The following is a 23757-nucleotide window of genomic DNA, read 5'->3' as shown; positions in this document are numbered from 1 at the left end:
TCGCATTCCAGGGCGATGATTGGAGCCCGATGTTGTCGCACAGTTATCTGATCGCAGGAATTTTTTCTCATCCGTAAGATATCATACGCCCTGTGGATCGACCGCGGCTAACGCTTTGAATTCCCTCATGGATCAGCAGATTGTGGTGCTGTGGATGGCCTGTGTGATCAAAATCCACCCGAAACGCGCCCGTTGACTCGAAATCCAGAAAGGAACAAATGTAGAACATACTCGCTTTTGAACGAGATGGAACCCTTGAATTGACGAAGGCCACAGATGGCGCAATCCGGCGCAAACCCCGTCATCACCGAACTTCGGGAACGCATTTCGCATCTCGAAGGCGGAGTGTCACGCCGGACGCAGACCTTGCCATTTGGCATCTCGGAAATCGATGAGCATCTGCCCGGTGGCGGCTTGTCTTATGGAGCCTTGCATGAGTTCGCTGGCGGTGCAGCGGGCACCGTCGATGGTGCGGCCGCAGCGCTCTTTGCGGCTGGAGTGGCGGCGCGCACCAAGGGCAAGGTGATCTGGTGCCTGACGCGGCCGGACCTGTTCTTTCCGGCATTGGCCCAGGCAGGTCTTCACCCGGACAGGGTGATCTTCGTCGAGGCCGATAGGGAAGAGGACGTGCTTGCGTCCATGGAGGAGGCGCTGTCATTCGGCGGGCTCGGCGCCGTCGTGGCGGAACTGGTCCGCCTCCCGATGACAGCATCGCGACGGCTGCAGCTTGCGGCCGAGAAGACCGGAACGATGGGGCTCGTCGTCCGGCGATGGCGGCGGCAAACGGAGGCCAGCGATTTCGGCCAGCCAACCGCGTCGTCGACACGATGGCGCGTCAGCGTGTTGCCGTCGGAAGCACTTCCGGTTCCAGGTGTCGGCCGGGCGCGGTGGCTTCTTGAGCTGATGAGAGTGAAAGCGGGCGAGTGCGCTGAGTTTGAGGTTGGAGCGTGTAATGCCGCGGGTCGTATCGATCTTTCTACCGGATTTGTCGACCGACAGGATAAGGCGGGCCGATCCGTCCATTCCCGTTGAGCAGGCAATCGCGGTTATTGCCCGGAGCGGTTCCAAGCGCTGGGTGTCGGCTGCCGACGCCGCGGCGAGGAAGGCGGGAGTCCATGTCGGCATGCCGGCAGCCAAGGCGCAGGCGTTGTTTCGCGGTCTGATGCTTGTCGATGCGGACGCAGTATTGGACACTAATGCCCTCGAACGCATTACGCTCTGGGCGCTGACGCAGTACTCGCCGATCGTTGCCGTCGATCCGCCGGATGGCATCGTCATGGACACCGAAGGTGCCGATCACCTTCAGGGTGGCGAACAGATGATGATCACGGCGATCGCCAACCGCTTTAGGGCCAAGGGCCTCACTGCTCGGGTGGCGATCGCCGATACCTGGGGAGCCGCTCATGCCTGCGCCCGTGCGATCGAGCGGGAGACCGTCATCGTTCCGCGCGGGGAAACCGTCCGCGCGGTGGAACAGCTTCCGATCCATTTGCTTCGGCTTCCAGATCAGATCGTTGTCGATCTCAGGACGCTGGGATTCAAGACCATCGGCGAACTATCCGCAACGCCGCGCGCGCCGCTGACGTTGCGGTTCGGCCCCGAGATCGGCCGCCGTCTCGACCAGATGTATGCGCGTCTCGCAGAGCCGATCGAACCCGTCAGGAGTCCGGAACTGATCGAGGTATCGCGCGCCTTCGCCGAGCCGATCGGTGCGGCGGAGACGATCAACAAGTACGTTGGGCGACTGGTGACGCAGCTCGTGTCAGAACTCCAGCGAAAGGGACTTGGCGTGCGCAGGACCGACCTGATCGTAGAGAAGGTCGACGGAGCCAGGCAGGCAATCCGCGCAGGGACTGCCAAACCCGCCCGGGATGTTGCCTGGCTGACGAAACTCTTCCGTGACAGAACGGAGAAGATCGAGCCTGGCTTTGGGATCGAAAGGCTTTCCCTCGTTGCCATCGTGACGCAGCCTCTTGAGGAGGAGCAGCGGTCCTCTTCTCTGGTTGAAGAGGACACCACCGACATCACGCCGCTGATCGATGTGTTCGGGAACCGTGGGCAACGCGTCTACCGGGTTGCGCCTTTCGCCTCCGACGTCCCCGAACGCAGCGTGCAAAGGATCGCAGCCGCCGCCACAGAGCGCGACGCGAACTGGGTCCATCATTGGCCGCGGCCCGTACGCCTTCTCCACAAGCCCGACCCGATCGACGCCATCGCGCTCATGCCGGACAAGCCACCCGTCAGTATCACCTGGCGCGGCAAGCGCCACAGGATCGCTCGCGCCGACGGTCCGGAGCGAGTCTTCGGCGAGTGGTGGAAGCGCGACAGCGAGCTGGAGGCTGTTCGCGACTACTTCGTGGTCGAAGACGAACGCGGCCAGCGGCTCTGGGTTTTCCGCTCCGGGGACGGTGTCGATCCGGAGACCGGATCGCATCGCTGGTTCATACACGGGATATTCGCATGAAGTATGCCGAACTCCAGGTGACCACGCATTTCAGTTTCCTGAGGGGCGCCTCCTCGGCCGACGAACTGTTCGCAACCGCCAAGGAACTCGGCATCGAAGCAATCGGGGTCGTTGACCGCAACAGCCTTGCAGGCGTCGTCCGTGCTCTCGAAGCGTCTCGCGCGACGGGCCTGCGTCTTGTCGTCGGATGCCGCCTCGACCTTCAGGATGGCATGTCGATCCTGGTCTACCCGACAGATAGGGCGGCATACTCTCGGCTGACGCGGCTACTGACGTTGGGGAAGAGCCGAGGCGGCAAGGCGAGCTGCATCCTGACGCTTGAGGATGTCGCGCACTACGCGGACGGCCTGATTGGAATCCTCGTGCCTGACTTGGCCGACGAGACCTGTGCCATCCGGCTCCGGAGGATGACTGACCTCTTCGGCGACAGGGCCTATGTCTCGCTCTGTCTCAGGCGGCGTCCGAACGACCAGTTGCGGCTTCATGAGATTTCAAACATGGCAGCCCGCTTCAAAATCCGAACGGTCGTCACCAACGATGTCTTGTTTCACGAGCCGGGTCGCCGGCACCTCCAGGATGTCGTCACCTGCATCCGCAACAACACGACGATCGACGATGTCGGCTTCGAACGCGAGCGGCATGCCGACCGTTACCTGAAGCCGCCGGAAGAGATCGAGCGGCTGTTTCCTCGTTACAAGGATGCGATTGCCCGGACGATGGAGATCGTCTCCCGCTGCCGCTTCAGCCTTGAGGAGCTGACCTACCAGTATCCGGAAGAGGCGATCGTTTCCGGCATGGATGCTCAGCAATCACTTGAACACTATGTCCGTGAATGCATTCCGATCCGCTACCCCGAAGGGTTGCCGCGAAAGGTGCTCAAGGTCGTCAAGCATGAACTCGACCTGATCCGGTCGATGAAGTACGCGCCGTATTTCCTGACAGTCTTCAGCATCGTCCGCTTCGCGCGTTCGCAAGGCATTCTCTGCCAGGGCAGGGGATCGGCAGCCAATTCGGCCGTTTGCTACATCCTCGGGATTACCTCGATCGATCCGGAAACCAACGATCTCCTCTTCGAGCGGTTCATTTCCCAGGAGCGCGACGAGCCGCCGGATATCGACGTCGACTTCGAGCACGAACGACGCGAGGAAGTCATCCAGTGGATCTACAAGACCTATGGCCATGACAAGGCAGCACTTTGCTCGACCGTCACCCGCTATCGCGCCAAGGGGGCGATCCGGGACGTCGGTAAGGCCCTTGGCCTGCCAGAAGACATCATCAAGGCGCTGTCATCGGGCATGTGGTCGTGGTCCGAGGAAATGGTCAGCGACCGCAAGGTTCGTGAGCAAGGCCTCAATCCGGATGACCGCCGTCTTGCATTGACGCTGAAGCTTGCGCAGCAGTTGATGGGCGCTCCACGCCATCTTGGCCAGCACCCGGGCGGCTTCGTGCTCACCCATGACAGGCTCGATGACCTCGTTCCGATCGAGCCTGCGTCCATGAAAGATCGCCAGGTGATCGAATGGGATAAGGACGATATCGAGGCGCTCAAGTTCATGAAGGTCGATGTCCTGGCGCTCGGCATGCTGACCTGCATGTCGAAGGCCTTCGATCTGATCCGCGAGCACAAGAACGAGAACCTCGATCTTGCAGGCATCCCGCAGGAAGACCCCGCCACCTATGCGATGATCCGCAAGGCCGATACGCTGGGTACTTTCCAGATCGAATCCCGCGCCCAGATGGCGATGCTGCCGCGGATGAAGCCAAGGACCTTCTATGATCTCGTGATCCAGGTCGCGATCGTCCGTCCGGGACCAATCCAGGGCGATATGGTGCACCCGTTTCTCAGGCGACGGGAGGGTAAGGAAGTGGTCGAGTACCCGACACCCGAACTCGAAGCCGTCCTCGGCAAGACGCTCGGCGTTCCGCTCTTCCAGGAGAGCGCCATGAAGGTCGCGATGGTCTGTGCCGGGTTCACCGGCGGCGAGGCGGATCAGCTCCGCAAATCCATGGCGACCTTCAAATTCACCGGCGGCGTGTCGCGCTTCAAGGACAAGCTGGTCTCAGGGATGATCAAGAACGGATACTCGCCCGAGTTCGCCGAGAAGACCTTCAGCCAGCTCGAAGGATTCGGTTCGTACGGCTTTCCGGAGTCGCATGCCGCGTCCTTCGCGCTCATCGCCTATGCCAGCAACTTCGTGAAATGCCATTTTCCCGATGCCTTCTGTGCAGCACTCCTGAACTCGCAGCCGATGGGCTTTTATGCGCCAGCCCAGATCGTCGGCGATGCCCGAGCGCATGGGGTCGATGTCCGACCCGTCTGCATCAACCAGTCGCGGTGGGACTGCACGCTGGAACGCATCGGCAATACAGGCCGACATGCCGTTCGTCTCGGGATGCGGCTGGTGAAGGGATTGGCCGTTGCCGACGCCGCGCGCATTGTCGCCGCAAGGATGAATACATCGTTTGAGTCCGTGGACGATGTCTGGCGACGATCGAACGTTCCGACTGAAGCACTGGTGCAGTTGACCAAGGCTGACGCGTTTCTGCCCTCGCTCGGGCTGGAGCGGCGGGATGCCATATGGGCGATCAAGGCGCTTCGCGACGAGCCGCTGCCGCTGTTTGCCGCAGCTTCAGAGCGCGAGGCCAAGGCGATTGCGGAACAGCAGGAGCCGGAAGTGTCCCTTCGCCAAATGACGCCGGGGCACAATGTCATTCAGGACTACGGTCATGTCGGCCTGACACTCCGGGATCATCCCATGGCGTTCCTTCGGCGGGACTTGAGCGAGCGCCGCATCGTCACATGTCAGGATGCAATGAATGCGCGTGATGGCCAGTGGCTGATGACGGCGGGACTTGTGTTGGTCCGCCAGAAACCAGGCTCCGCCAAGGGGGTGATGTTCATGACGATCGAAGACGAGACGGGACCCGCAAATGTCGTGGTCTGGCCGACCCTGTTCGAGCGGCGACGACGCGTTGTTCTCGGGGCGTCGATGATGTCGATCAGCGGAAGGATTCAACGCGAGGGCGACGTCGTGCATCTTGTTGCGCAGCAACTTTTCGATCTCTCGGACGATCTCTCAAGTCTTGCCGATCGCGATGGGAAATTCCGGTTGCCGACCGGGCGGGGGGACGAGTTCGCTCACGGCGCGCCGGGCGCTCCGGATTCGAGAGACCGGGCAACGGCAAAGGCCCGTGACATATTCATACCCGATCTGCACATTGATACGCTGAAATTGAAGAGCAGGAACTTTCACTAGCGCCGCTAGAAGCGACCGATCGCTCGTTGGCTCCCGGTTTCTGTCCTCGGTAGCAAGGGCTCGATCGTGCGGTGGATCGCTGCTAGACTTGATCCCGCAACCGCATGCACCGAGAGCGTCAGGCTGAGCCTGTTTGCAGTTCCATTATGCTCACTTCACTATCATTCCCCATGGGCTCGCTCTCTGTGTGGTCTGTGCTCGGAACCGTCAATGCGCGATTGGGCCTGAAATTAATGGCGGCTGAACAAGATTGGCGTCGTGGTCCACGGTTTCGCGAGAGCTGAATTTTGAGTCCTATTGCATAAGGATTCGCAGGCGACATCGCACGAAGCCGTGCAAGGACACTACGGAATCTTTTAGTCTACTTAAAAGGACTCGCATTCCGTTTTGAAGAATTGAGTCCTTTCTAACGGAACGTCAGTCCACTGCGCTGCGGCGTCATAAAGGATTGGTTGGTGTTTGCGGAGCGGAGGTGTGCGCGCAGGGCGCTCAGGTGGGTATGGGCTCGCTCGCCAGCCAGTACCCGCCGCCGGTGGACGTGAACTCCGGGGTGTTCCACATGATTTTGGTGATCGCCGCCAACGCGTCATGGGCAGGCAGCTCGATGCCCGCGCCTTGGAGTTCTCTTAGCAGTTCAACTCGGTTGAGTGGTCGATTGACGCGCTTCAGTATGCGGTAAACCTCCTGGCGGACGCGATAAGCCATGCTTGTGCGTCTCTTTCGATGCCTGGTGCCCAAAGTTTCTGGTATCGTGACGCTTGCCTCTTCACGTTGCTTGCCTATTGCTGCCGCGCGCTTGAGGTGTTCATCGCGAGCGTTAAGCTCGCTAAGGGCTTCCTGTATCTCTCTCACGGCGTCCTGCGCGGCTTTCATCTTGTCCTGCAGTCGGGCGCGCTCAGCTTCCGTAATCCGGATCGCCTTTTTAATAGCGTCGTAGGAGTTGGCGCTATGCAGGAGGTCGGTCTCGCCTCTGTCGATCTCGGATCCGCCAGTTGCTCGGTCTAACGATGCTAACCCTCGCATTTCTCCACCTTGTTGGACTCTTATCGGAATTCACTCTACCATTCTTAGTGGAAGGTGAGTCGCGTTCCGATAAATCACCGTAGTAGCCCATTTTACAATATTTGGGCGGACGCGCCAGTCGAGTGATTAACCGTTAACACCGTTTGGGGAGCTGACATGGATACGCGGTTGGAGAGGGTCAAGATCGATTTGGGTGAAGGTTGCTGCATGTACCGCGCCAGGGACGGAGGCCCCATCCGCTTCGGGGCCAACGGACGGAAGCGCAACGCCACGCACATATACAACTCGGCTAAAGTGGTAAATCACATCCTGCCGGCAGAGTCTGATGCTGAATTTCAGGTCATGCAGTTGCTGGATCTGTCTACCAGTGCACTGACCTATATGGCCCAGCCTCACACGCTGGTGTTCCCGAGAATAGGACGCAGGGGGAAATGGAGATACACCAGCGACCTGGAAGTGATTGTGCCCCGCTGGTTCGTTCGTCAGCTCGAAGATGGTGTCCCATTCGCGATCGCCGCTCTGAAAATGCCCCAGCGCCGTGCGGCGGCTGACGATCTTGTTCGATTGGTTCTGGAGGTCAAGGGGGCTTCGAAATACCTTGATCTCGGCCGCCTTGGCGATGGCCCGGAGGATATCGCTAGAGCTCAGAAGCGGGCTGCCGAAAAGAAGGACTATGAAGCCAAACTCCAGCGCGCGAACGAGATCTATCGGGCGCATGGCTACTACTTTCACATAGTGGAGGAAATGCGTGACCTCCGCCCCTTTGATCTGCGCCACCTGCCCAGCATCCTGATGGACGACACCGCGAGGGTCCCGCGGCGGTTGTCGGAACTCGCCTGGAGATATCTCCGGCGCTGTGACGGAGTGACAACCTATGCTGAGATGATTGAGGTGTTAGGCGGAGGTCCGACGGGACGGGAGGCAGCAAACTGCCTCCATGCGAAAGGTCACATCTGGATTGATCTATCCCAGAACCCGCGTCCTTTCACAAAGGTTGCCATGCCCCCATTGCTCGGCAGCAGGCAGAGTCTTCTGGCGATGATGGCCCATGAGGAGGCGTAGAATGGTCGATTCGAAAGCCCAGAATGAACGCGCGTTCAGGCTGCCACCCATGTGCATCGAGCCAACCTGCGCCGCTTCAAAGGGACTGGTGTTCGAGAACTCGGACGGGAGCTCCCTGTGGTACTTGCGGTGTGGCACGGACATCTGCATGCGCTGCTTGGGGAAGGCCGTATTGGAGCTCTGTGATCGCGAGGGAAAGTGAGAATGCTATCTCCAACCGACGCCAGCTTCGGCGGGACGTATGCCTTCAAGTTCAAGCCAGGGAGGTTCCCTGCAACTGTCGTCGAGCCAAAGTCGCGTGGCGACCTGATCCTCCACAGAACGAACAAGAGCCGCTGCTGGCTCGTCGACCGGAAGAACTACAATTTCATGTGGTGCCGAGAAGACGTGATGCCGGGCGGTACGGAAGTCGGATGCCGCATTCAGCGGTTCGAAGAGCGGGGCGCCCTCGGACCATGATGCTCGATTCAAAATCTGGACAGACATATCTCTTCAAGCTGCCGTTCGAGACCCTCAAGGGGAAGTTCGTCAAGTTGAAGGAAGGCGGGGTATTGGTGTTCGAGAGAGCTGTCGATCGCCGCCGTTGGTGCGTCCGAGTTGAGCGCTACATCAGTGTGTGGTGTTGCGGAAATGCTGTAAGACTTTCCCGCGGAGAGGAAGCATAGGAATGCTCCATCCGATAGACGCCAACCCCGGCGAGACATATTACTTCAAGCTCAAGTCCGAAAGCTTTAGTGCGACCTTCGTCAAGACGAAGCCGAACGGCGATTTGGTTTTCGAGAGAACGGACAAGAGCGGTCGCTGGCACATCGACCGGAAGAGCTACCTTTTCATGCGATGCCGAGGCGGGGCGGTGAGGGTCTCCGCGGAAGATGCACTGCTCACTGAGCAGTTCGTCGTTGAGCCGGGCGCCTTCGAGCCGATTATGCCCGGGGACACCAAGCAGGTGCGGGCTCGGAAGACGCGCTACTTCAAGGCAACGATTCAGCATTACTATGTCAGTTGCATGGACGAGTACTCCATCTCTGCATCACACCCAGCACTCAAGGCCTTCCTCGAGGAACACAAGCCAACCCACGACAAGCTATTTGGCGACGAAACAGACGTGCCCGGCACCTCCACCTTGATCGCACTCGCGAGAGAGTGTGGCGAAAAGCACTTCCGGCCGTTTGCCTGCTTCCTCAACGGTAGCGGAGGCGATCGGAGGTCGGGGAAGTGGAACGACTTCGTGCGCGCGCACCGAGCGGCGATGGTCACGTGGTACTGGAGTCCCCACGCTCCGACTTTTGGCGCGGTCAAGGCTTGGTTTAACGGGGAGGTCGCGAAAGAGCGCGAGCGAAGACTTGCACTGGCGGCAGGGGACCCTGTCGGAGACGAGATGCGTCAACTGGCTGGTGGCCATAAGACCTCGAGGGTGTTAGCGGCACCTAGATATGTGCCGCACTTAGGGGACCTATCCGTCCCCGGCGATGAAATCGATGCGGGTTTTGATACGCCTTGTGATGGCACCCTCCATAACTGGATCAATCGAGAAGCCAGTCTTGCGAATATTGCTAGGCGCGAGGGCCGAACGGTTGCCAACAGGCAGATCGAGGCGATCAACCCCCACGTCCAGACCCTAAGGCCTCTCGAATGCACCGTTATGGATCACACGCAGATCGACCTGCATGTAATAGTCCTAGATGCGAACGGGAAGGTCGTGGGAGAGACCTTCCGGCCCTGGTTGATTGTCGTTATGGACGTGCATACCAGAATGGTCCTCTCCGCAAGGTTGTCGATCGAGGCGCCGTCCCTATTCACACTCTACGGAGGACTGAAGGAAAGCCTGAGGCCGAAAGATTTCCTGCAGCATCTCAACACGGAGAAAGCGCTCTACTGGGCGCTGGACGGTTTTGGCAAATTCAGGAGAATGCTTGTCGACAACGATCTGGCTAACATAGGTCGTTCAATGCGGGCTACGGCTTCGAGCGTGGGGCTCAATGTTTCGTTCGCGCCCGTCAAAACGCCGACGTACAAATCTATCGTTGAGCGATTCTTCAAAACGCTGAATTTGAGGCTTTGGCACGAGGCAGATGGCGGAGTGCCCGAAAAGCCTGGCGTCTCCGACAAGGATCCACGGAAGAAGGCGCGTTTCACACTTCCGGAAGCGCAGGAGATGCTCTGGAACTATATTATCACGGATTACCATCTCGCTGTGCATGATGACCTGGGCGTTCCCCCCGCCTTAGAATGGATGAACTCCTTCGCCGACTACAAAAGGCCGTTGGTCGATGACATGAACGTTGTCGAGAATGCGTTCGGGAGGTCTGCGGTACGGACAATGACAACGTCCGGAATCCAGTACAGGAATGAGGATTTCTGGCACCAGGATCTCATCACGCTACTGTTGGACGAACTGTGTCGATTTTCGAACAATCCCCGAGGGACGCGGGCGAAAAACAACACCCGTAGCGTCTTAATGGAACTGGTCGAACACACGGACAGATCCAGGATCGGAGTCTATCACCCAGGCCGAGGCACATACATTGAGGTCCCAAATGCGAAGCCGGGTAATACCGGCCCTTACGAAGACAACGTGGAAGAACGAAGGAAAAAGAACGAAGCGACGGAAGCATTCTTTCCGCGGAACAAGCATGCCATCAATCGTGCAGCGATCGTCGCGCACCTTACCGAGGGGCCGACGCCGATTGTCGATATGTCGCCTACCTCGTCGAGCCCTGGGCAACCGGTCTCCAACGGGAACGATGGCCGCAGTTCCTCGCACGAACTGCCTATCCACAAGCGTGATCAGATCGTCATTCAGAGGTCAGGTCAGAGTAGAGGCAAGAGGGCTGCTTCAAAGAAGGCCGACAAACGGCAAGAGGATGTAGTCTATTCCGTCGAAGCCGTCCCCCTTGCCATGGCGCTGGTTCCGGATACCAGCGAGGCTGCCGAGAACCTCATTCCGGCTTCCGCTCCTTCGCGGTTCAAGGTTGCAGACAAGGAATCATACTTTGAGCGAATGAAGCGTGAACTGAAAGTGTCACGTGATTAATCGTGTTTTCGGATCGGAGGCTTTGTGATGACTGGACGGGTTTCAAACGGGGTAATTCGCTCCCTTTTCAAGGAGTGGATAGTACTCCATTCCAAAGCTGATGCGGCAATGGAATTTTTGGACGAGCTGAGGGAAGCTCGACGGCATTCACGCTGGGATACGGAGGCATCTGGCGCTTCCCTCTTTTCAGCATCGCACTGCGGAAAGTCACACATTATCAACAAAATATACTTCTCTCGCAGGATCCTTCCAGAGCTACGGAAAGATGGCATTTTCCATGAAGGTATTTCGGACGGTGCAGTAAAGAAGCTTCAACGGAGGTTCCTATACGTCAAAGTACCGGAGAAACCTAACATTGGCGACTTCGGCACTAATCTGCTCAGGGTCGTCCACGATCCATTCTATCAAAAGCGAGAGAAGGTTCTGGATCGGATTCGCCGAGCCGAAGATATCATGAACAATCCCGATGACCTCACGGAACTTCTTGCTCTCGATAATTTTGATCAACTGTCCAGGAAGGCCGACCGCCAGACGATGAAGGAGGCCTCTGAGGTGCAAGATGTTGTGAAGACCATGATGGAGAATGGAATACCGATAGTCTTTACAGGATTATACAATGCGCATGCAGCCCTAAACAACATGCAGATCAAAAACAGGGTGATGGAACTCGACATCATGCCGTTTAGGTTTGAGAAAGACCTCGAGGAATTTTGCAAGTATGTCGCCGGTATAGAGCTGCTAATGATCGAGAATTGTATTTTCGATGTGCCAAGCGGATTGTACGAGGATGATCTACTAATAAGATTATACTATGCATCACAGGGGCGCATTGGCGTTCTTTCCAATCTTATCAGAGATGCAGCAAAGCTTGCCTCGACTGAAAAATGCCAACGGATCGAACGTATTCATCTTCAGAAGGCTGTTGACGACTATCCGCTTAAAAAAGGGATATGCGAGTACAATCCGTTCCTGATCGACAAAGACAAGAAAATTGAAATTGACTGCAAGACGCGAGTGGCTGCTGACGAGAAATTATACGACAAGCGGTATATGGAGTACTTCCAATAATGCCACTGTCGAACCAGGATGACGAGCAGTGCTCCGACACGGGCTTTTGGGCGAGGCGGCTTTCGTTACTGGGAAAAGTACTGCCTGTGATGACGGATCTTCGACCGGGGGAGCACCTCCAGGGTGCGATCCTTCGAGCCGCGACTAGCAACGGACTTTTCAGCACAGATCCGGTGGTTGGACTTGCGGGAACTTCTACGTTCCGACGGCTCTCGGCGTTCACCACGCTGGAGGACAGCGCCGAAATTGAACGGTTGGTGGATGTCTTAGGCATTAAGCCAGCGTCGAAACGTTTACAGGAGGTGCTGAAAGCCCCAGGTGCCCGAACAAGGGAGCACGTCTCATTTTTCGGACATGTAATCCGACGCGCTCACATTTCGCCTCGCCGTCGAGTGTCTCCAAGGGCTCTCGCAGCTCAAGGTTATCAGAGGGCAATTTGGTCCCTTTGGCCTCTCGGCTTCGATCCGGGCACTAGGGAAATGCTTCTCTGCCATTGTCCAGTCTGTGAAATGGCGCTGGGGTGGTCCAAAACTGTGGGTGTCGTTTACTGCGAGTGGTGTCCTAATCGGACAGTTGACCTACGGGACTTTCCCCAGCCGGTGGTGCAGCCGGAAGACGGCGAGGCTTTCGAATTTGTTGGCGACCTCGTGAACCCGGAAGTGGCTGATATTGAGTTTTCCAAGTGGAAGTTGTCGGCCCTTGGCAACGCATCGCGCGGCGACCTGTTTCAACTGGTCGTCAAGATAGCTTCAGAATCCCAACGGGTGGAATCCGGAATTGTTTCACCGTCAATCCAGTTCAAACATCTCGAGCGGGCAGGTAGGGCGGTTCTTGGATGGCCGAAGTCCTTCGTTGCGCTTGCTGAGACGACTGTTCCAGGAGAGCGAACGGTAGGTGCCAGCGTGAAAGAGCAGCCTCTATGGCGCCTTAGATACGATCCGACCATAACTGCCGACATTCGGCGGCAAATGAAGATGATGCACCACGCCAGCCGGAATCGCAGCGTTGCCACCAGTTCCGGTGCCGCCCCAGGCGAAAAATCAAGAGAGTGGGTTTCCGTCCCGTGCTGTCCATTGCGGTCGCCTCGGGTAGAGTTGCAACGTCTCATAGGAGGACACCACCGTCGTTGCGAGGGGAGCGACGTTGACACCAAGATAAAGGTGCTGCGGAACATGCAAGAAGTCCAGAATATGTCGCTCTTGTTAGGATTGCCCGTCTTCGATGTTTATGAGCTTTACAGGGAGGGCCTCCTTCCTGAGCTTCAGGCGGGCCTTACCGGCTGCGGGTTCCCGGAGCCATCGTGCGAAGCGGAAGTGACCATTCGGCAGATAATGGGCACGGTTCCTATCACGGATTGTGCACGCAACAGTACAAGGCTTTCATCCTTGCGTTTCGCATTGGATCTTCAATTGTCGATACCATGGTCTAGCATTTTCAATGCGATCTCGAAGAGGCCCGTCCCCCTATCTCGCACTCGACCCAGTGGGCGCGGAGTCGCACACGACCTTTATCTCAACGACTCCGCGGCGACAGATGATGCCCTTGACTGCTCGCCGAAGGGGAGGCTGCCTTCGAGTTTGTCGCTTACGCAAAACGAACTCGCGATGTCGATGGGAAAATCAAGATCTATGGCGGCCAGGTTTGTGGAACTCACGGGTATTGCGAATGAGTTGACGTTCGGTCGGGTCCGCGAGGAGCGTCGCAGATGGATCACCAGTTTCGAACTTCGAATACTATTGAAGCGCAGTGGGCTCGATCCACAGGAGGCGATTGAGGATCTTCGTAGGTCGAATGTCACCGTCAGAGCTGGAAACGGCATCTTCCTATGGGCGAGAGCAGACACAATGGCACACGTTGGCCTTCAGCAGAGAAGTCGTAATCTAGGATCATAGGCTTCGGCTGCGTCAGGTGCGCCGATTTGATTTCTCGCTCCCCCGGGGAGAGACGTTGTTGAAAGTGTGTCGCGGGTTGTGTCGACATGCGCGTTTGCGCAATTTCGCTCGAGCGCGTGTGCCAAAAGGGCCGCCTCGGAAGTTTGATACGTTGTTCGTTGTTGGCGGCACTCTCTTTGAGAGTTGCTGCGGATCGATGGCTTAGTACATGTCAATTGAATTCGGCGCGCGGTTTCTCCTCATGAACTCAGAACGACTAAAATGTACGGCGATTCAAGAATTCAGATCACACCACTCATCGCAAAACGCCTGATCGGCCTGATCGGCGTAAGACTCGCGATACCAGTCGCACCCTTGCCAGGGGAGGGTATCGCCGATCTGATCTTCCGAGCGGCATCGGTGAACAGTCTGCCAACGACAAATCGATTCTTTCCGAGACTCAAGCGGCCGCTCTCTCACAATTTGCTAGCGATGTCCTCTTTTGACTTTGCTCCGATAGCGGACAAACTCGGTTGCCCACACGGAGTGGTCGATCTGAATCCTTTGGAGTACACTAGGGCCGCGCCAGGAATTAAGGGCGGGAAGGGGTCATTCAATTTCTTCGGCGCGAGGTTACCAACGAAACAGCTTATAAAACACCGTCGTGTCGCGCCTGGGGCGTTGTCGAAATCTAACCACTCTAAGGCCGTATGGCATATTAGTGCTTTGACGTTCGATCCGGAAAGTCATGAGCGACTTCTTGAGTATTGTCCGGCCTGTGACCAGATCCTCGACTTCTGGCACCCCTGCGGGGTTTCGCGTTGCTCGCACTGCGGACCAAGACTGGATCTTCGCGATTTCCCGCAAGCCCGTGTCGACAGTGGCGACGAGCATGCGCTCCGCTTTGTGACGGGGCTAATTGATCCTGAAGCAAAGGGCTCCTTCTTTCAACGGCACGATGACATTTGTCGATTGAACCCGGGTGAGGTCTTTATGCTCTGTGTAGTCATCGCAGCGATCCTGGATGGCCATGCGGGACCCACCGAGCACAGCAGATGCTTAACGGGAGTTTCGGTTTCGCCACGTAACCTTGCTCTGTCTGGGAGAGCTGTAATGCAATGGCCACACGGTATCGCCTCGCTCGGCGAAAGGTTGACGGAGGCTCCCATTTTCCGGGGCAAATCCTTCGATCGGCATCCGCTTGAAGCGCTGTTGCGTCAAACCAAGATTTTCAATGTCGGCACCATAGCGAGCTTGAGGAGCGGGCTTCTGCTTCCGTCAGTTCATGCTGCATCGCTCGGCGGCGCTCCCGCTTCAGTTCCGTCTAAGGCTTCGCTGTTCAAACTTCAAAAATATGCGAAGCGGTCGCCAGCAGTTCACAAAATGAGCCAGGAGACGGGGATCCCGCGGGGCGTATTGTTTGAATGCTTCCTGGCTAGAAGCTTACCATGTCCCGATCAAGAACTTGCTAACGCCATAGGCGGCTCGGAGAAGGAGGCAGGACATTTCAACGACCTTTTTCGGCCACAACGGAGAGGGAGGTCCGCCGGTCTTTCAATCAGGGGTACCGTTTCCGCGCTCTATCGCGGATCCGCTAATCCCTGGCCATTGGTTTTCCATGCTCTCCAAAATAATGAGTTACCAGTAACGAGAATACGGTCGCGGATATGGCTCGACGGCTTACGTGTTCAAGATTTTGTTCCATGGATCGACTTTTGCCGCGCACTTCCTACTAGCTCAGAGGCTCCGGATTACCCGATTGATCTCGAAGAAGTGGGATTTCATTTGGACCTATCTAGGAGCACAGTCACTGCTAAGCTACGTCCATTTCATCGTGCGGGCGAACTTGCGACGCTACGCCGACTTCAAAGGTTCCGGGACAATTTTGTTTCGATACGGGAAGTTTACAATCGACTTATTATTCTTGGATGGCCGCGCGCTGAGTCGAAACTGGCTGGGATCCTTGACAGTGCCGGAGTCCGTTGCTGCCAAGAACAGCAATCGTATCGCCTCAGGTCAGACGTCGAGGATTTTCTACAACATCTATGCTCTGAAACCTCGGACTGATCGGAACCCGAGAATCAAAAATGCTAAATTCGCTGACTCAAAATTTTCGCAACTGCCTATAAAATCAATGGCTGTCCAGAATCGTTTTGAATTGATCCTATAGTTGGATGTCCGGACAAACGAAATGAAACTCTGAATCCGTCTTCTTCCGAACGAAACAGGATGAGGTGCACCGGTGCTTGGCGACCGCGTGTCTCCGCTGGGCGGCGGCAGGACACACGCGAGGAATGGTCGGCTCAACGTTCTCATGGCCTTGGTCACTCGTACTCACTCACGCTGCGGAGATTCGCTGCGCATTTCGCCGATTATGTCCGCCCGTTGTTCAGTGCCAACCTGCGATAGTCGCAATTGCCTTGTCGATTTGATCAACGGGCGCATATCCGTTGACGACCATGTGAATTCGCCCGTCCTTTCTCAAGAAGAGAGCCGGAAAGCCACTAATTCCCATCTCCCGGGTTAGCGCAAAGTCTGCCGCGGCTTCGTCTATCGTGCTCTTGAGTTTCCAGGTATTCCAGAACTCTTCGATGGAAACCGGATCCAGATCTGTGCTGAGTGCCCGCGAGCCTATCTCGGCGAGGACCATGCCATCTGTGGTGTCAGCCGCTTCTACATAGAAGGCGTGCTGGTATGCACGAAGGACTTTGAAGAGATCGGCGTCCGGCCGAAGGATTCGGGCGGCAACGACGGCGCGGCAGACTGGCTCTGTGTCGTATACGAAGCCAACCCGTTGAAGCAGTCCATCTCGGTTGAATGGCGCGCCACTGGCTTGCTCGACTCTATCCCAATGTTGAAGTCGGAACTGCTTGCCGGCATCGTCAAGGATGTCCGTTGCGCCTCCGCGCAGCCCGCCGAGGACGATTTGGATCGATGTATGCGGGTGACGCTGAATCAGTCGCCCTAGCTCCTGCGATAACCCATAGCACCATGAGCACATGGGATCGGCGACCAACACAAGTTCCATTTTCGCACCTCAGCTTCCAATCGGTTCGCTCGCCTCCTGTGTCTTTTCCAGAAGACCGCGCCGGCATATCGTTTACGAGCACTTGCTGATGGGGAGAATAAGGATTGAGCGGCATACACTCTGCCGCCGCTCGGCATAATGGCAAGTCGAGCGTGCGGTAGCGAGGCCACGTACACCGATGAGGTGCGTCTGGAGCCGACTGCGACTGGAAGGCGGAGCGTATCGATGTACGCTCCGCCGTTCGTTCAGGATTTTGCCTTGTGGGCGGCGCGGCGTGCCTTCACGCCAGATGCCAGTGTCTCGAGGGTCTGGACGGTCGTCGGCCAGTCGATGCAGCCGTCGGTGACGCTCTGGCCGTAGACGAGCTGCTTTCCGGGGATCAGGTCCTGCCTACCGCCGACAATGTTGCTCTCGACCATCGCGCCGATGATCGCAGAGTTGCCGTCGGCGAGCTGGTCCGCGACGTCCTGCAGGACAGCGGGCTGGTTCTCCGGATTCTTGCGGCTGTTGGCGTGGCTGGCGTCGATCATGATGCGGGGGTCGAGCTTGGCTTCGATGGAGGCAGCAATCGCTGCCGCAACGCTCTCGCGATCATAGTTCGGCTGCTTGCCGCCGCGCAGGATGATGTGGCCATCCTCGTTGCCGCTCGTCGATGCGATCGCTGCGCGTCCGTCCTTCGTGACAGCCGGAAAATGATGCGGCTGCGAGGCGGCCATGATGGCGTCGAGGGCGATACGCACATCGCCTGTCGTGCCATTCTTGAAGCCGATCGCCGAGGAGAGGCCGGAGGCGAGCTCCCTATGAACCTGGCTTTCGGTCGTGCGGGCACCGATGGCACCCCAGCTGACGAGATCGGCAATGTATTGCGGTGTGATCGTGTCGAGAAATTCGCAGCCCGCCGGCAGCTCGAGGTCATTCACGTCGAGCAGCAGCTTGCGGGCTATGCGCAGGCCATCCTCGATCCGGAAGCTGCCGTCGAGACCGGGATCGTTGATCAGGCCCTTCCAACCGACCGTCGTCCGCGGCTTTTCGAAGTAGACGCGCATGACGATCTCCAGGTCGCCCTGCAGTCGGTCGCGCTGTTCCTTGAGCCGCTTGGCGTAGTCGATCGCCGCCACCGGATCGTGGATGGAGCAGGGGCCGACAACGACGAGAAGCCTGTCGTCCTTCTTGGTCAGGATATCATGGATGGCGCTGCGAGCGCCGAGCACCGTCTTGCTGACGGTCTCGTCACGCGGCAGTTCATCGATGATGCGCGCAGGCGAGGAGAGTTCGACGATATTGGTAATGCGCAGATCGTCAGTCGGGTTCGTCACGGTATTGGTCTCCAGGAGGTCATACCGGGCGCATAAAAAAACCGCCAGGTAGACTAGCGGTTGGTCGGATAAAATTGCGTCTTTCTTAGTTACGCACTTTCCCGCTTCCGCACCGAGGCACGGAAATAATAAAATCGGGAAACATATGCGCAAGCGATCGACATGACCGCTTGCTACAGCAATGCGGGCGAGTTGTCACTACCCATCTTCAAACTCGTCCGCAATCAAGCCGCCTCACTGTGCGACCGCACGAAGGTCGAGATCATCGGGAATGTGGCCGGGAAGGCGTGCCACCTGTTTCATCGCGCGCTTGCGGGCAAGGCGAACGCGTTGCTGCGCAAGCAGGTCGAAGAGGCTGTTCCAAAGCGTGCTGAACGTCATTGTCCTACCTCCTGATAGTGGACGTTTTGCTCTACACGTCTGACGGTAGGCCTCGGTTGACTTTCAGACAAACAAAATGATATGGTGCTTCAGATCAAAAAAATTGAAAGATGAGACGATGACGTTCCCCATTCGCCGTCCCATTCCCTTGCTTGACAACGATGTCTTGCGGACCTTCGTGGCCATTGCGGAGACGGGCAATTTTTCGACTGCCGCCGAGGCCGTATTCCGTACGCCGTCAGCGGTCTCCATGCAGATCAAGAAGCTCGAGGAGCAGCTTGGCGCCACGCTTTTCCTGCGCGACGCCCGATCGGTTTCCCTGACGCAGCACGGTGAGCTGCTGCTTTCCTATGCCCGCAACATTCTCGCGCTCTCCAATGAGGCGGTGTCGCGCTTCGTGATGCCCGAGCTCAGCGGCGTCGTTCGTCTCGGTGCGCCGGAGGATATCGGCGAGCGGCTGCTGCCGAGCATCCTTCGAAGCTTCGCCGAGAGTTTTCCGGGTATCATGGTCGATGTCACGATCGACATGAGCCTCGGTTTGCGAAAGCGTCTGGAGGAGCAGAGACTGGACCTCGCGCTTATCAACTGCGCAACGCGGCCGCTGCCAACGGATGGCGAAATCGTCTTTCGGGAGCGTCTGGTCTGGGCGGGGGCGAAATGCGGAACCGCGCATCGGCGCGACCCATTGCCGATCTCCATCTGGGAGGAAGGCTGCATCTGGCGATCCGAAGCGCTTTCGCAACTCGAAAGAATGAAGCGCAGCTATCGCGTTGCGTTTCTGAGCGGCCATACGATGGCACAGCGCGCGGCGGTCATTTCCGATCTCGCGATCGCGCCGCTGCCGCGGTCCTATGTCAGCGACGACATGGCGATCCTCGGAGCGCAGGAGGGCCTGCCGGAACTCGCCTCGTTCGACATTCGCCTGTTGACTGCGTCACAGTTGACGGCGCCGATGCAGGCCGTTGCCGACAGCATTCGCTTTTCCTTCTCCGAGAAGGCCAAGGTGCTGGCAGCCTGACCGTGGGCGACGATGAAACCTTTTTTCGATCAGCGCGTTAAGGGTGCGGCAGCGGCGTCGCTGTTGCCTCGAGGGATCGATTTCATCAAAAAAGGATTGCCACAATGACGACCACGGCCAAAATCGCTGCTGCCTGCATGGTTCTACTCGCCCTGTCTTCCTGCGCCAACACGATACGCGGCGTGGGCAGGGACACTGCCAATGCCGTCAATGCGACGCAGGACGCCGGCCGGTCGGTGGATCGCGCGGCCAAGAAGTAAGACCTGTCAGATCTTTGCCGGCGGATAGGCTCTGCTTAGTCCGCCGGACGAGGTCAGGCCGTTGCGGAATGCGGTGTAGGCCGGGTGCTGGCTCGATTTCGCCAGTTCCATGAGGCGGATCTGGAGGCGTGCCGGGGCAGCCTCGCCGATCCATTTCCCAAGGTTTTCGAGTTTGAGCGAGTTCAGGAACGATGCGCGAGACGCATTGTTCAAATACTGCTCCAGGCCTTCGATCAGGCTGTCGTCCTGTGCCTGGTTTTCGAGCAGCAGCGCAATGTAGGCCTTGTCCTGTTCGGCAAGCGCTGCAAAGCGGGTGGCGATCGTTTCGCGATCGGGGAAGGGTGCTGATGTCATGACGCTTCTCCATGTATTCGACTCGTTTCGGGCCAGCTTATAAGCGAACGTGTCACGTTGCGAAAACCTCCAAGTCGCTGTTGCGGCGAGGCTGATCAGTTTCACGAAAGCTACTGCTGATACTCCGATCATACTTCGGACGGGGACTCCGAGCGCCTGACAGGCGTATCGAGTCGCAGGGCGAAGCTTTCGTATCGCTATTCTTCCAGGGTGAAGCCATGACCGAGCAGATTGTCCCGAACGTTGCAGGAACGCTGACGGACCTTTCCGCCCGACTCCAGACGCTGGAGGAGCAGCTTTCCGCGATTACCCAGAAACTGCAGATTTCCGAGGAAATCCAGGTCGAGACCGTGCAGTTCTTCGTCAATCTGCACAACGAACAGCAGCAGGGCTTTGCCATCTTGCAAGAACAGGTTCGCGCCACCGCCGACCAGTTCGGCGAGGTGACGGTCAATACGATGACGGAACTCAACGAGTCCCTGCAAACCGTTCTTCGCGAATTCGGCACGTTGCTTGTCCGCACCGGCAATGGCCTTCATTCTCAGATCCATCATGTGAAGCAGACCGCCAATCTGGTTCTCAGGAACATTCCCTCGCGCCAGGAGCGCATCCGCTGCCTCTTCCTCGTGCAGTCGGTCACCATGTGGGATGCCTTTGCCGACGTTTATGCGCGGATGGTGGAGGAGCCTCTCTTCGATCCGATCGTCTGCTCGCTCAATGTCAGCCAGCTGGGCTCAGCCAACTTTACCGGCGAGGCGGATGTCAGCGAATTCCTGAAGTCACAGGGGATTCCGCATCTGCGGTTCGGGATGGAGGATTCCTTCGAGGCGCTCGACATCATGAAGAGCCTTCAGCCCGATGTCATCTTCCGCCAGCAGTTCTGGGAGGGTGGCGTTCAGCCGGGCTTCCAGACCGGCGAGATCACCTTCGCGCGCCTCTGCCTCATTCCCTATGCAGCCTTGATCATCCAGACGCATAACGACGGTCCTGAGGGTTCGGACCTCTATTCGCCGGCCTGGTACGATCAGTTCTTCCACCGCATGGCGTGGCGCATCTTCTGCGAGAACGCCGAAATGCGCGAGACATTCCTGAAGCCGCGCCGCCATGACGCCGGCAAGATCGTCGTATCGGGATACCCGAAGTTCGAGAAGCTGCTGAAGGCGAAGGGGCAGGGCCAGTGGCCAATTCCAGAGCGCGGCGAGCGGGCTTATCGCGTGGTATGGGCGCCGCATCACTCGGTGCGCGGCGGCCTTGGCTTCGGCGTGTTCGACCGGATGGCGATGGAAATGCTCGCCTGGGCTCGTTCTCAGCCCGATATCGAATTCGTGCTGAAGCCGCACCCAGCGCTGACCGAAGGGCTTGTGCGGGCGAAGGTGATGACCGAGGAGCAGGCACGCGACTATTTCAAGGCCTGGTCCGCTCTGCCGAACTGCGCGATCTGCGACGGGCTCTACGGCGAATTGTTCGATGCCTCGGATCTGATGATCACGGATGGCATCTCCTTCCTCACGGAATACCCGTTGTTCGACAAGCCGCTTGTTTACTTCGAGTCCGGATGCCACGTCCCGTTCAACGCGCTTGGTCACAAGGCCAATGCCGCATCGCATGTCGTGCGGGATTTCGCTTCGCTGAAATCGGCCGTTCTTTCCTACAAGGGCGGGGCTCCCTGGAAATTCGAGGCGGAACGCGCGGCTCTCAAGGAAGCCTTGTTGCCGGGCGGTCGTTCATCCGTCGACGTTATCATCGAAAACATTGCCGAGGGCATACACAGCGAGCGACAGGCCATTCGCTCGGCCGGTTGAGGAAAACGGTGCTGCGAACTGCTGTCCTTTGGTCAGCTGCGACTTTCATTCTGAGGGGCAAGTTATGAAACGAATTATAACCTTTGGTACGTTCGACGTTCTGCATGTGGGGCACATCCGCATCCTGCAGCGTGCCAAGGCGCTTGGGGATCACCTTACGGTCGGAGTTTCGACGGACGCCCTGAACTTCTCCAAGAAGAGCAAGATGACCGTCTATCCGGAGGATCAGCGCCTCGAGATCATCAGGAGCATCTGCTGGGTCGACGATGTGTTCCTCGAGCACTCGCTCGACTTGAAGGGCGAGTACATCAAGCAGTTCGATGCGGATGTCCTCGTGATGGGTGACGATTGGGTCGGCCGCTTCGACGAGTTCAAGACGCTGTGCGACGTCGTCTACCTGCCGCGCACCGAAGGCATCTCGACGACGATGACGCTCGAAGAAATTCGCCAGTCGGCCTGAACTGCCTCGATATCGATTGCCAGCGGGTCGGCTCGGCCGACCCGCAGTAACTGTCGCGTCCGTAGGCGTGGCTGCACACCAAGGATTGAATAATGAGCTTCGACCCATCTTCCGCGCAGGCAAATCTGGCGGCGTTGAACGACCAGACGATGGCGATCGAATTTGCGTCGATATCCCAGCGTGTGCGCAAGCGCCGGTTGGTGCTCTATTTCGGCAGAGAGACCTTTTCCGATAACACCAAGTATCTCTATCTCAGCGACATTGCTCGCAAGCGTAGTTACGAGGTGATGTGGTGCAGCTTCTCTTCGCAGCTGGTCAGTTCTCTGGCGGCCCGCGGGCTGCCCTGCATCGACCTGTCGCAGAATGTCGACAGGTCGATCGATCTGCTCCTGCATGCCGCCGTTGCCGTCTTCTCGGTCAATCCGAACGAGAGCCTGCGGGGCGCTTATGCATTGAATGCCTGCCTGGCGGGGGCGAAGAAGATCCAGCTCTGGCACGGCATTTCGGTCAAGCATCTGGTGCTCGAACTCATTCCGCATCTGACGCTGCGAAACAGCGAGATACGCCGGCCATTCTACATGGCGTCGCAGACCGATTATGTGCTCAGCACCTCGTCATTCTTCGATCGCTACTGGAGCGGTGTCTTCGGCTGCAAGAATATCCTGCGAGCCGGTTTTCCACGCAACGAAGTCCTGCTTCGACCGATCAAGCCGTTCGACACGATCGGCTGCGAGTACGACATGGATCTCGACATGTCGCTCAGCGCGCGCCGAAAGAATGTCCTCGTCCTGCCGACTTGGCAGCGTGGCCAGGAAACCTATCTGATGACGCCGCGCTTCCTGCAGACGTTGACTGCGATCGCCCAGCGCGAGAACATCAATTTCGTTCTCAAGATGCATCCGATGTACAAGCTTGTGGGCGCCGATACGATACGGCAGGGCGAGGGCTTCACCTTCATCGATGCCGGCGTCGACGTCTATCCGCTGCTACAGCGGTTCGATGCCCTCGTCACCGACTATTCGTCGATCATGTTCGACTTCCTCCTGACCGGGAAGCCGGTGCTGACGCTCGATTTTTCAGACAAGCCGCATCAGAATTTCGAACCCGACTTCTCCCTGGTGCCCGACCTGCCGTACCGCCATGTGTTTACGCCCGATACCTTCATCGAGCAGCTCGGCAAGGCGCTCTACCGCGATGAACTCCGGTCGGAGCGAGCGATCATGGCTTCCACGATCTTCCAGACCGATCCAACGCAGGCCAGCAACCAGATCCTTGAGTTCATCGATCAGCTGGTGGATGAGCGCGAAGCATCCGACGGCGAATTCGTCGTGCACGGTCGCGGCTAGGCGACAGCATCCT

Annotated in this window: 17 protein-coding genes; 12 read left to right on the top strand and 5 right to left on the bottom strand. The window is 57.8% G+C overall.

The features are described from left to right. Positions 1-276 precede the first annotated feature (276 nt). Genes FZ934_RS08255 through FZ934_RS08245 form a run of 3 tightly spaced genes read left to right on the top strand, consistent with a single transcriptional unit; the run spans position 277 to position 5721 of the window. The gene (locus FZ934_RS08255; protein ID WP_153270674.1) at positions 277-1032 is read left to right on the top strand and encodes an ImuA family protein; all 756 of its coding nucleotides are present in this window, start codon (positions 277-279) and stop codon (positions 1030-1032) included. Further along, positions 953-2464 (top strand): Y-family DNA polymerase, encoded by a 1512-nt coding sequence (locus FZ934_RS08250; protein ID WP_153270673.1) that lies wholly within the window; start codon positions 953-955, stop codon positions 2462-2464. The genes FZ934_RS08255 and FZ934_RS08250 overlap by 80 nt, the downstream gene beginning before the upstream one ends. Next, entirely contained in the window at positions 2461-5721 is a 3261-nt protein-coding gene (locus FZ934_RS08245) for an error-prone DNA polymerase (RefSeq protein WP_153270672.1), read from the top strand. Before FZ934_RS08250 ends, FZ934_RS08245 begins: the two co-directional genes overlap by 4 nt. A 489-nt stretch (positions 5722-6210) precedes the next feature. Here FZ934_RS08245 and FZ934_RS08240 read toward each other — a convergent pair whose 3' ends face one another. Continuing rightward, complete coding sequence (locus FZ934_RS08240) at positions 6211-6744, bottom strand: hypothetical protein (protein ID WP_153270671.1); 534 nt, start codon at positions 6742-6744, stop codon at positions 6211-6213. Positions 6745-6900: 156 nt separating this feature from the next. Between FZ934_RS08240 and FZ934_RS08235 the strand changes: the two genes are divergently transcribed. The 4 genes from FZ934_RS08235 (at position 6901) to FZ934_RS08220 (ending at position 11908) form a co-directional block, all read left to right on the top strand. Beyond that, the gene (locus FZ934_RS08235; protein WP_153270670.1) at positions 6901-7806 is read left to right on the top strand and encodes a hypothetical protein; all 906 of its coding nucleotides are present in this window, start codon (positions 6901-6903) and stop codon (positions 7804-7806) included. A 204-nt stretch (positions 7807-8010) separates the two neighbouring features. Next, a complete protein-coding gene (locus tag FZ934_RS08230) occupies positions 8011-8265 on the top strand; it encodes a hypothetical protein (RefSeq protein ID WP_153270669.1) in 255 nt (84 codons plus the stop codon). A 208-nt stretch (positions 8266-8473) separates the two neighbouring features. Further along, entirely contained in the window at positions 8474-10840 is a 2367-nt protein-coding gene (locus FZ934_RS08225) for a DDE-type integrase/transposase/recombinase (protein WP_153270668.1), read from the top strand. A gap of 27 nt (positions 10841-10867) precedes the next feature. Next, positions 10868-11908, top strand: coding sequence for a TniB family NTP-binding protein (locus FZ934_RS08220; protein ID WP_153270667.1), 1041 nt, complete (start codon positions 10868-10870; stop codon positions 11906-11908). A gap of 4260 nt (positions 11909-16168) precedes the next feature. Here the strand turns inward: FZ934_RS08220 and FZ934_RS08215 are convergent. From FZ934_RS08215 to FZ934_RS08205, 3 genes are all read right to left on the bottom strand, one after another. Then, on the bottom strand, positions 16169-16807 hold the full coding sequence (locus FZ934_RS08215) for a DsbA family protein (RefSeq protein ID WP_153270666.1): 639 nt from the start codon (positions 16805-16807) through the stop codon (positions 16169-16171). A gap of 245 nt (positions 16808-17052) precedes the next feature. Then, on the bottom strand, positions 17053-18123 hold the full coding sequence (locus FZ934_RS08210; RefSeq protein WP_153270665.1) for a 3-deoxy-7-phosphoheptulonate synthase: 1071 nt from the start codon (positions 18121-18123) through the stop codon (positions 17053-17055). Positions 18124-18357: 234 nt separating this feature from the next. Next, positions 18358-18504 (bottom strand): hypothetical protein, encoded by a 147-nt coding sequence (locus tag FZ934_RS08205; RefSeq protein WP_153270664.1) that lies wholly within the window; start codon positions 18502-18504, stop codon positions 18358-18360. A gap of 76 nt (positions 18505-18580) precedes the next feature. On the opposite strand from FZ934_RS08205, the gene FZ934_RS08200 reads away from it, so the two are divergent. Next, positions 18581-19522: a LysR family transcriptional regulator gene (locus FZ934_RS08200; RefSeq protein ID WP_194273773.1), complete on the top strand. Its 942-nt coding sequence runs from the start codon at positions 18581-18583 to the stop codon at positions 19520-19522. A 104-nt stretch (positions 19523-19626) separates the two neighbouring features. After that, positions 19627-19782, top strand: a complete 156-nt coding sequence (locus FZ934_RS08195) for an entericidin A/B family lipoprotein (protein ID WP_153270662.1) — start codon at positions 19627-19629, stop codon at positions 19780-19782. Between the two features lie 6 nt (positions 19783-19788). Here FZ934_RS08195 and FZ934_RS08190 read toward each other — a convergent pair whose 3' ends face one another. Next, complete coding sequence (locus FZ934_RS08190; RefSeq protein WP_153270661.1) at positions 19789-20136, bottom strand: hypothetical protein; 348 nt, start codon at positions 20134-20136, stop codon at positions 19789-19791. 218 nt (positions 20137-20354) lie between these two features. Between FZ934_RS08190 and FZ934_RS08185 the strand changes: the two genes are divergently transcribed. From FZ934_RS08185 to FZ934_RS08175, 3 genes are all read left to right on the top strand, one after another. Further along, on the top strand, positions 20355-21938 hold the full coding sequence (locus tag FZ934_RS08185; protein ID WP_153270660.1) for a CDP-glycerol glycerophosphotransferase family protein: 1584 nt from the start codon (positions 20355-20357) through the stop codon (positions 21936-21938). 64 nt (positions 21939-22002) lie between these two features. After that, positions 22003-22398: an adenylyltransferase/cytidyltransferase family protein gene (locus tag FZ934_RS08180; RefSeq protein WP_056814735.1), complete on the top strand. Its 396-nt coding sequence runs from the start codon at positions 22003-22005 to the stop codon at positions 22396-22398. A gap of 92 nt (positions 22399-22490) precedes the next feature. Beyond that, positions 22491-23744: a CDP-glycerol glycerophosphotransferase family protein gene (locus tag FZ934_RS08175; RefSeq protein WP_153270659.1), complete on the top strand. Its 1254-nt coding sequence runs from the start codon at positions 22491-22493 to the stop codon at positions 23742-23744. The last annotated feature ends 13 nt before the right edge of the window (positions 23745-23757 follow it).

Source organism: Rhizobium grahamii, assembly GCF_009498215.1.
In the GTDB taxonomy this organism is placed as follows: Bacteria; Pseudomonadota; Alphaproteobacteria; order Rhizobiales; family Rhizobiaceae; genus Rhizobium; species Rhizobium grahamii_A.
The sequence above is the reverse complement of the archived record's forward strand: the minus strand, read 5'-3'. Positions and strand labels throughout refer to the sequence as shown.